Source organism: Methylobacterium sp. WL116 (assembly GCF_008039455.1).
GTDB lineage: Bacteria > Pseudomonadota > Alphaproteobacteria > Rhizobiales > Beijerinckiaceae > Methylobacterium.
On the sequence record NZ_VRUV01000160.1, the window covers coordinates 1 to 8662 of the forward strand.

Annotated in this window: 6 protein-coding genes and 1 pseudogene; 2 read left to right on the forward strand and 5 right to left on the reverse strand. The window is 67.6% G+C overall.

Translation table 11 applies throughout. The features are described from left to right. Positions 1–124 precede the first annotated feature (124 nt). Positions 125–1327, reverse strand: a complete 1203-nt coding sequence (locus FV223_RS13450) for a right-handed parallel beta-helix repeat-containing protein (RefSeq protein ID WP_210247511.1) — start codon at positions 1325–1327, stop codon at positions 125–127. A 322-nt stretch (positions 1328–1649) separates the two neighbouring features. On the opposite strand from FV223_RS13450, the gene FV223_RS13455 reads away from it, so the two are divergent. Further along, positions 1650–2738, forward strand: a complete 1089-nt coding sequence (locus FV223_RS13455; RefSeq protein ID WP_147727528.1) for an AraC family transcriptional regulator — start codon at positions 1650–1652, stop codon at positions 2736–2738. A gap of 173 nt (positions 2739–2911) precedes the next feature. On the opposite strand, the gene FV223_RS13460 is transcribed toward FV223_RS13455, so the two are convergent. From FV223_RS13460 to FV223_RS13475, 4 genes and pseudogenes are all read right to left on the reverse strand, one after another. After that, positions 2912–4264 (reverse strand): UDP-glucose/GDP-mannose dehydrogenase family protein, encoded by a 1353-nt coding sequence (locus FV223_RS13460; protein ID WP_147727529.1) that lies wholly within the window; start codon positions 4262–4264, stop codon positions 2912–2914. Between the two features lie 320 nt (positions 4265–4584). Beyond that, on the reverse strand, positions 4585–6057 hold the full coding sequence (locus tag FV223_RS13465) for a mannose-1-phosphate guanylyltransferase/mannose-6-phosphate isomerase (protein WP_147727530.1): 1473 nt from the start codon (positions 6055–6057) through the stop codon (positions 4585–4587). A gap of 224 nt (positions 6058–6281) precedes the next feature. Then, positions 6282–7145: pseudogene (gene rfbA, locus FV223_RS13470) on the reverse strand (glucose-1-phosphate thymidylyltransferase RfbA); the annotation flags it as partial. Between the two features lie 100 nt (positions 7146–7245). Beyond that, positions 7246–8349 (reverse strand): aminotransferase DegT, encoded by a 1104-nt coding sequence (locus FV223_RS13475; protein WP_147727532.1) that lies wholly within the window; start codon positions 8347–8349, stop codon positions 7246–7248. 66 nt (positions 8350–8415) lie between these two features. Here FV223_RS13475 and FV223_RS30405 point away from each other — a divergent pair, with 66 nt between their 5' ends. Further along, entirely contained in the window at positions 8416–8592 is a 177-nt protein-coding gene (locus tag FV223_RS30405) for a hypothetical protein (protein WP_187276137.1), read from the forward strand. The last annotated feature ends 70 nt before the right edge of the window (positions 8593–8662 follow it).

Here is an 8662-nt window from a genome sequence, read left to right on the forward strand (position 1 = left end):
CGCATTCGTCGCTGGGCTATCGGCCGCCCGCGCCCGTCAGCTACCCGAATCTGGCCTTCCGGCTACCCATGGCCGCCACCATGCAGTAGCCTCTCGATTGGCTCGGTCCAAAATACCGGTCAGGTCAGTCGAAGTCGGCGACCGAGCCGGAGACGCCGGCGCCCGGCGTGCCGTCGACGATCACGTTGTCATGGACCGCGTTGCCGGTGGTGGTGTGCGGGCCGTACGCGCCCGATCCGCGGTCCTGCTGAATCAAGGTGATTCCGTTGCCGCCGGTCGTCGCGTCGACATGGTTGCCGTAGACCTCGACGTTCTTCGAGTTCTGGATTTGGATCTGACCGTCCCACAGCCAGGGCGCCGTCGGGCTGCCGTTCCCCGTCACGACGTTGTTGCGGATCGTGGCGTCGTAGCTGATCTCGTGGCTGATGCCGCCGGCGAGATTGTTGACGACGGTGTTGCCGTCGTAGAGCGTGTGGATGTTGTCGATATCGGTCCAGAGGCCGTAGCCATTGTTGTCGTGGGCATAATTGCCCAAGACCTGAAGGTTGGTCGTCTGGGCGAACTTGCTGCCGCCGCCCTCGAAGCCGGGGTCGATGCCGGCGAAATATCCGTTGTGGCCGATTTCGTTGCCTTGAACGAGAATGTCGGTGCCATTCGCGCCGAGACCCATCTGGCCGTTGTCGTGGATATTGTTGCCGACGATCTTGCCGTCCGTTCCAACGTAGGCACCGAGGGCGTAGTTCAGCCGGATCTCGTTGTTCTGGACCACCCATCCCTGGGCCGACAGGTCCCATACCACGGCCGCGTGCTGCACCGGCGGGTCGTACTTCTCGATGACCAGGTTCTCGACGGTCACGCCCTTGGCTCCGCCCGCGAAGGCGAACGGGCTCACGCCGGCCTCGACCTTGTGGCCGGCGGGATCGTCCTGGAAGTAAATCTTGTCGGCGGCGTAGTCGAAGTAGAACTTGCCCGGCGCGACCTTGCCGAGCGAATCGACGGGCGAGAGCGGTTTGTCGTCGATGAAGAACGTCTCGGGATAGCCCGCACGCTCGGCACCAGGAATGCCCTTGTCGGTCGAAAGACGCATGCCCTCCTGGGTCTGGTCGCTCGCGACCCAATTCGCGCCTTCTTTGGTGAAATCCGTGATCTGGTGCGAACCGTTGAGAATCGCACCTTCCTGACCGATGAAGTGGTCGTTGTCCTTGGGCGTGACCGACTGCATGCGATGCTCGCCGGCCTCGATCCAGAAGGTCGATCCCGCGGGCGCGGAGTCGACGACGGATTGGATGTCCACGCCGACCGGCACCACGATGGCGCCTGCAGGCATGCTGGTAGAAGTAATCCCAAAGGTCTGTGACGCCACCATTGCGCTCCCGATCAGCTGAGGGTTCTCGTTGACGTGCAGGCCGAGCGACGTCTAAGTTTATCTCAATACTAAGAGAAACCGTATTGCGTTCGCGATTGCGCGGACGCTCGATGTAGCCGGCTTGACCATTGGATACGCCCGCCATGGACTCGCTGTCTTGTCTTTTCGCGCCAGATATTTGCGACGTCGCGCCTCGGCGATCTCGAGCGATCCCGGCCATGGGCTATGCCGTGGCCGCATCCGCTCTCGTTCCTCTCGTGAACCCGATCCGTGAAGCGGTCGCATGACGGACCTCGGCGCAGCGCTGCCACAAGATCCGTCCCTAAGCAGCACGGCCGTCGCGCTCGCGGTCGAACGGCTCGTCCTGGCCGGGTTGGAGCCCGATCCGCTGCTTCGTCAGGCCGGCCTCGTCGGCGCGGATGCGGATATGCCGGTGCGGGGCGACGCGGCCGAGAAGCAGGGCATCTTCCTCGATACCGCGGCCGACGTGCTCCAGGACCGGTCGCTCGGCCTGCACATCGCCCAGGATTACGAGCTGCGCCGGTTGGGCCTGTTCTTCTATCTGATGGCGTCGTCGGAAACGGTCGGCGAGGCGCTGAGCTGCTTCGAGCGCTACGTGCGCACGCAGGATGCCGGGCTCGACGCCTCTTATCGCCAATCCGATGTCGCCCTCACGGTCGCCGTGCGCCCCCTCGACGTCGGCTTGGCCCCCAGCCGGCATCTTTCGGAATTCCTGATGCTCTCGCTCTATCGACTGGTGACGTCGTTCACGCCGGCGACGCCGCTCGGCGTGAGCTTCGTCCACGTCCATCCCGAGACCGCCGAAGACACCGAGACCTCGTTCGCCGCTCCGGTCGACTTCGGCGCATCGGAGAACCGGATCGCGTTCGCGGTCGACATCGCGAATGCGCGCCTGCCGAGCTTCGACCCCTACCTCCACGGGTCGCTCGTCCGTCAGTTCGAGCATGCGGCCGAGGCGGCGCAGGCGGAGCCGAAGTTCCTCTGGTCCGACGTCAAGAAGGCGATGGCGCCGCGGCTCTCGAACCGGACGGCGACCATGGCCGACATCGGGCGCGACCTCGGGATGAGCACCCGCACGCTGTCGCGCCGGCTTCGCGAGGAGGGCAAGACCTTCAGCGGGGTCCTGGACGAGCTGCGGGCCGAGCTCGCCAACTACTACATTCGGATCAAGGGCTTGCCGATCACGGAGATCGCGTGGCTGCTGGGTTATCGCGAGGCGAGCGCGGTCGTCGTCGCGTTTCGGCGCTGGACCGGCCTGTCGCCGACCGAGCTGCGGCGACGGAACGAGGCCATGACGATGGTGCGCAGCGCAGCGGCTCCGGACGAGAACGCGAGCGGGCCATCGCACTGACGGCCGCGCAGCTGCGCCGTTCGCACAGCCTCCGATCCATTAATTCGGAAGAACGATCGGGCTTGTCGCGAGGCGCCGGAACAGCGGAAGGGATGGTTGCCCGCTCGGTCACGACGAGGAACGACCGGACGTGAGACGCCCCGGTCGCGTGACGCGCGACCGGGGCCGTGCCGTCACCCCGCAAGCGCCAGCGGGACCACGCGATCCGGCTTGCCGGCGTCGGCATCGCCCTTCCCGACGCCGACGTAGCGGAAGCCCGCCTTCTCGACCCGCTCGGGCCCGTAGACGTTCCGCAGGTCGACGAGGATGGGCCGGGCCATCGCGCCGCGGAGGCGATCGAGATCGAGCGCACGGAACACGTCCCATTCGGTGACGATCACGACGGCATCCGCATCGACCACGCAATCGTACGCGTCGAGGCAGTACGAGACGTTGGCGATCATCGCGCGGGCCTGATCCATTCCTTCGGGATCGTAGGCGCGGATCCGCGCGCCGGCATCCTGCAGCGCCGTGATGATCGAGATCGCCGGCGATTCGCGCATGTCGTCAGTATTCGGCTTGAAGGTCAGCCCCAGGATCGCGATCGTCCGCCCGCGCACGCCGCCGCAGGCCGCGATGACCTTTCGGGCGATGATGCGCTTGCAATGATCGTTCGAGGCGGCCGCGGTCTCGACGATGCGCATGGGCGCCCCGTGCGCCTGCGCCATGGCGATCATCGCCTGGGTGTCCTTCGGGAAGCAGGAGCCGCCGAAGCCGGGCCCGGCATGCAGGAACTTGGCGCCGATCCTCTTGTCGAGGCCGATGCCGTGCGCGACGTCCTGGACATCGGCGCCGGCCTGCTCGCAGAGGTCCGCGACCTCGTTGATGAAGGCGATCTTCGTGGCGAGGAAGGCATTGGCCGCGTACTTCGTCATCTCCGAGCTGCGCCGGCCCATGAACAGGATCGGAGCCTTGTTGAGGAACAGCGGCCGGTAGAGCTCCTCCATCACCGCCCGCGCGCGCTCGTCTTCGGCGCCGACGACGATACGGTCCGGCCGCTTGAAATCGTTGATCGCCGCCCCCTCCCGCAGGAACTCCGGATTCGAGACGACGGCGAAATCGAGCTGCGGCCGCAGCTCCCGGACGATGCGCTCGACCTCGTCGCCGGTCCCGACCGGCACGGTCGACTTCACCACGATGACGGCGTAGCCGCTCAGCGCCACGGCGACTTCCCGGACGGCATCGAAGACGAAACTCAGATCGGCTTGGCCGTCCCTGGCGCGCGCCGGCGTTCCGACCGCGATGAAGACCACCTCGGCCGATGCCACCGCCGTCGCGAGATCCGTCGAGAAGCTCAGGCGCTCGTCCGCGAGATTGCTGGCGACCATGCCGTCCAGATGCGGCTCGTAGATCGGCAGGACGGCGCGTCTCAGAGCGGAGATCTTGTCGGCGTCGCGATCGACGCAGACGACGGTGTGTCCGAAATCCGCGAAACATGCGCCCGAGACGAGACCGACATATCCTGATCCAATGACGGCGACGCGCATCGTACCGACTCCTCTCGTGAGGTTACCCAGGCCAACGCCGCGTCGACGGCGTCGAGGACGACAAGTGAAAGAATGATGTCCGTAAATATCGTCGGACGACAGGGCGTGTATTGGTCTATTTGGAACAAGCCGATCGCTCCAGTGGGCAAATAGCGTGTAGCTCTTTTGGGGAGAAGACCGTGCTCGTTGCCTGTGATGCGGCGTGGTTCCACACGGGCGGTCGGAAGGGGTGGCACGGTCTCGCAGCCTGATCGCGAGCGTGGTGCGGTCGTCGCCGCTCCGCTGGCGGCGTCACGCAGCCGAGACGCCCGGCGATAACGCTACCGCCCGTAGACATCCTCGACGCGGATGATGTCGTCCTCGCCGGTATAGGAGCCGACCTGGACCTCGATCAGCTCGAGCGGGATCTTGCCGGGGTTGGTCAGCCGGTGCAGCGCGCCGATCGGCAGGTAGACCCCTTCGTTCTCATGCACGAGGATGATCTGCTCGTTCAGCGTGACCTCGGCCGTGCCCTTGACGACCACCCAGTGCTCGGCGCGGTGGAAATGCTTCTGCAGCGAGAGCCGTCCGCCGACCTTCACCATGATGCGCTTGACCTGGAAGCGCTCGCCGATGTCGATGCGCTGGTACCAGCCCCAGGGCCGGTACATCCGCCGGTGCGCGTCGGCCTCCGGGTGGGCCTTCTTGCGCAGGCCGGCGACCAGTTCCTTGACCCGGCCCGACTGCGCCTTCGAGGCGACCAGCACGGCGTCGGGGGTCGCCACCACCACCACGTCGTCGAGGCCGACCACCGTGGTCAGCCCCTCGCCCTCGCTGTGCACCAGGCTGTTCGAGGTGCCGACGAGCTCGACCCGGCCCCGCACGGCGTTGCCCTGCTCATCGCGGTCGAGCACCTGCCAGACCGCGTCCCAGGTGCCGACGTCCGACCACGGGAACGACACCGGCAGCACGCCGGCGCGCGTCGTGCGCTCCATCACCGCGTAGTCGATCGAGATCTTCGGAGCCTCGGCGAAGGCGGCGGCGTCGAGGCGGACGAAGTCGAGATCGGTGGTGGCCGCGTCCACGGCCGCCCGGGCGGCGCCGATCACCGCGGGCGCGTGCGCCTCCAGCTCGGCGATCATGGTGTCGGCCCGGAACAGGAAGTATCCGGCATTCCAGAGCGCGCCTTCCGCGATCAGACGCTCGGCACCGGCCAGGTCCGGCTTCTCGACGAAGCGCTCGACGGTGTGCAGGCCGGGAAGCTCCTCCAGGCCCGCACCGGGCCGGATGTAGCCGTAATCGCGCGCCGGGCGCGTCGGCTCGATGCCGAGCGTCATGATCATGCCCCGTCGCGCGCCTTCGGCGGCTTCGGCCACGGCCTGCCGGAAGCCCTCGGTGTCGCCGATGACGTGGTCGGCGGCGAGGATGAGCACGACCGCCTGCGGGTCCGTGCGGGCCGCGTGCACGGCCGCGACCGCGACGGCGGCCGCCGAGTCCCGTCGTTCCGGCTTGAGCAGGATGTCGGCGGCGACGCCGCATTGTGCCAGCTGCTCGGCGACGATGAAGCGGGCATCCGCGTAGGTCAGGACGATCGGCCGGCCGAAGACCGGCGTATCGGCCACGCGCAACGCGGCGGCCTGGAACGTCGAGGTATCCGGGTTCACCAGCCGCGAGAACTGCTTCGGCATGCTCTCGCGCGAGGCCGGCCACAGCCGCGTGCCGGAGCCGCCGCACAGGATCACCGGGCGGACCGGGCTCTTGCGATCGCCGTGCTTCGTCAGGGACAGCACGCTCGGAGACACGTGGTAGGTCATGGCGACTCGATCCGGATCGGAAGGGTTTCGGCAGTCTCGATGACGATGAGACCGATCCGATCTGCAGGGCTTGATGAAGAACGGCATCGGCGATCGCGCGCGCGGCTCCATGCGCGCGATGCTGCTCACGCGACGCGGATGTCGCGGTGATGGGGCGCCGGTTCGCGCGGGAGGATCTGGCCCGGGGCCTTCACCATGAGATGGATCGGCTTGGCCGGCTGCTTGTCGCGCGCCAAGCGGAGCAGGTTCTGGCCGTACGGCGTCTTCGCGAAGAGCTCGCCGCGGGCGACGAGTTGCTCGTGGCTGATGAAACGCTGCCGATAGGCGATCTCCTCGAGGCAGGCGACCTGAAGCCCCTGCCGCCGTTGCAGCGTCCGCACGAACTCGCCGGCTTCGAGAAGGCTGTCGTGCGTGCCGGTGTCGAGCCAGGCATAGCCGCGCCGCAGCAGCTCCACGTGCAGGTCGCCGCGTTCCAGGTAGACCTGGTTCACGCTGGTGATCTCCAGCTCGCCCCGGGCCGAAGGCCTCGTCGCCGCTGCGATGTCGAGCACCCGGTTGTCGTAGAGATAGAGCCCGGTCACGGCCCAGTGGCTCTCGGGCCGGATCGGCTTCTCGACGAGCTTTTGCGGCCGGCCGCGCCCGTCCAGGGTGACGACGCCGTAGGCCTCGGGGCCGTCGACGTGATAGGCGAAGACGGTCGCCCCGCGCTCGCGCATCGCCGCGCGGACGAGCAGGTTCTTGAGGCCGGCCCCGAAGAACAGGTTGTCGCCCAGCACCAGGGCGACCGGGTCGGTTCCGACGAATTCGCGCCCGATGATGAAGGCCTGGGCCAGCCCCTCGGGCTTGGGCTGCACCGCATAGGAGAAGCGCAGGCCGAACTGCTCGCCGGTGCCGAGCAGCTGCTGATAGCTGCCGAGGTGCTCGGGCGCGGAGATGATCAGGATCTCGCGGATGCCCGCCAGCATCAGCACCGAGATCGGATAGTAGATCATCGGCTTGTCGTAGATCGGGAGCAGCTGCTTGTTGATGGCCAGCGTCGCCGGGTGAAGCCGGGTCCCGGACCCTCCGGCGAGGACGATGCCCTTCATGGCGACCCACTCCTCCTGCTCGACCGCGCCCCGCCGGGGACGCGATCACGATCCGAAACATCCGACGCTCCGCCGGGACGTGCCCGAAGCGACCCAGGCCTCACCGCGCCGCGGCGGCCGGTCTCAGGTCGGGCGCCGCACCGATCCCCGCCGCCTGCTCCAGCACGTGAAGGTCGAGCGCGAACGGCGATGGGGGCGCGACGTCTTCGCGCGCGGCGGTCAGCAGATTGTCCAGCAGCATCGAGCCGACGGCCGTCTGCCAGAGCCACAGCCCGTTTGCCTGACCGACGAAGCTCGGTTCGCCACCGAGGGCACCGGCCGGCCTGAAGCCGGCGGCGAGACCGATCCCGAACACGCCGGCGACCGGCCGGCCCTTCGCGTCGAGAACCCAACAGGCACCATCCACGGCGGGACGGGGGGACGTGTTTCCCGTCAGGCGGATCGGTGCACCGCTCGAATCGAACAGTGGCAGCAGCCTCGGTCGATAGCCCAGCGCCGCGACGATGACGTCGGCCTCCTCGAGAAGGCGATGCGCGGGGGCCGGATCCGCGCCGTCGATGAGCATCGGAACGACACGCGGGTCCCCCGGCCGCCCGCCGATGCGTCTGACGTTCATGATCAGGTCACGGGATTCGGTCCGGAATCCGGCGAACCGGAAGACGAAGCCGCTCACCGGGCAGATGTCGCGAGGCTCGAACTCCGTATAGCCGTCGGCCAGAGCCGCCTCGGAGGACGGATAGAAGATCCGCAGCGGGCGCCGATGCAGGATCTGGATGCTGCCGGGCCGCTTCGTCTCCTCGGGCAGGGTTCTCAGGAGCAGCACCGCCGTTGCGACCGCGCTCGTGCTGCCGCCGACGATCGCGATGCGCGGCTCGGTGCGGCCCAGCAGGAAGCGAGCGAGGCGCTCCGTGCCGCCCTGTCGCAGGACATCGTCGGATTGCAGGATCTTGCCGGCGAATGTCGGCAGGAGCGGCCGGCCCGCGACCGGCTCCTCGAGCAGCCGCGCCGGATCCTGTGCGCCGCCGGTGGCGAGGAGCAGCGTGTCCGACACGACCTCGAAGGTCGTGCCCATCGTCCTGCTGCAGGTTTTCGTGTGCCACAGCCCGTCCGCGTCGCGGTGGGCGCTCGTCGCCTCATGATCGACGAGGACCAGCCCCCCGGCATCCAGGATCGCCTTGTGGAGGATCTCGCCGATCAGGACCATCAGGGCCCCGGCCTTCTCCAGCGGGATCGAACCCTTTCCGTAGCCCCGCAACTCCCGGCACAGGGGATGGTCGACCAGCTGGCCGAGCCGCGGGTCGGCGTGATCGGTGACCGCGGTGAGGAAGGTTTCGGCCGTGCTGTCGGACCAGATCGCGTAGCGCCCCAGGCGTCCGGCTCCGAGGATCGGCCCGGCCTCGATGACGGCGACGCCGCCGGCGAGGATCTCGTCGAGGCGCCCCTCTAATATACACAACAGACGCTGCCGACGAGATGCAGTGTGGTGAACGCGGGGGTGGCCGTATAAGTAAAAAAAA

What these genes read in the sequence shown, in the direction of transcription:
- FV223_RS13450 (WP_210247511.1), bottom strand. Translation starts at nt 1,327, where the DNA reads ATGCCTGCAGGCGCCATCGTGGTGCCGGTCGGCGTGGACATCCAATCC.
- FV223_RS13455 (WP_147727528.1), top strand. Translation starts at nt 1,650, where the DNA reads ATGACGGACCTCGGCGCAGCGCTGCCACAAGATCCGTCCCTAAGCAGC.
- FV223_RS13460 (WP_147727529.1), bottom strand. Translation starts at nt 4,264, where the DNA reads ATGCGCGTCGCCGTCATTGGATCAGGATATGTCGGTCTCGTCTCGGGC.
- FV223_RS13465 (WP_147727530.1), bottom strand. Translation starts at nt 6,057, where the DNA reads ATGACCTACCACGTGTCTCCGAGCGTGCTGTCCCTGACGAAGCACGGC.
- FV223_RS13475 (WP_147727532.1), bottom strand. Translation starts at nt 8,349, where the DNA reads ATGGTCCTGATCGGCGAGATCCTCCACAAGGCGATCCTGGATGCCGGG.
- FV223_RS30405 (WP_187276137.1), top strand. Translation starts at nt 8,416, where the DNA reads ATGGTCGACCAGCTGGCCGAGCCGCGGGTCGGCGTGATCGGTGACCGC.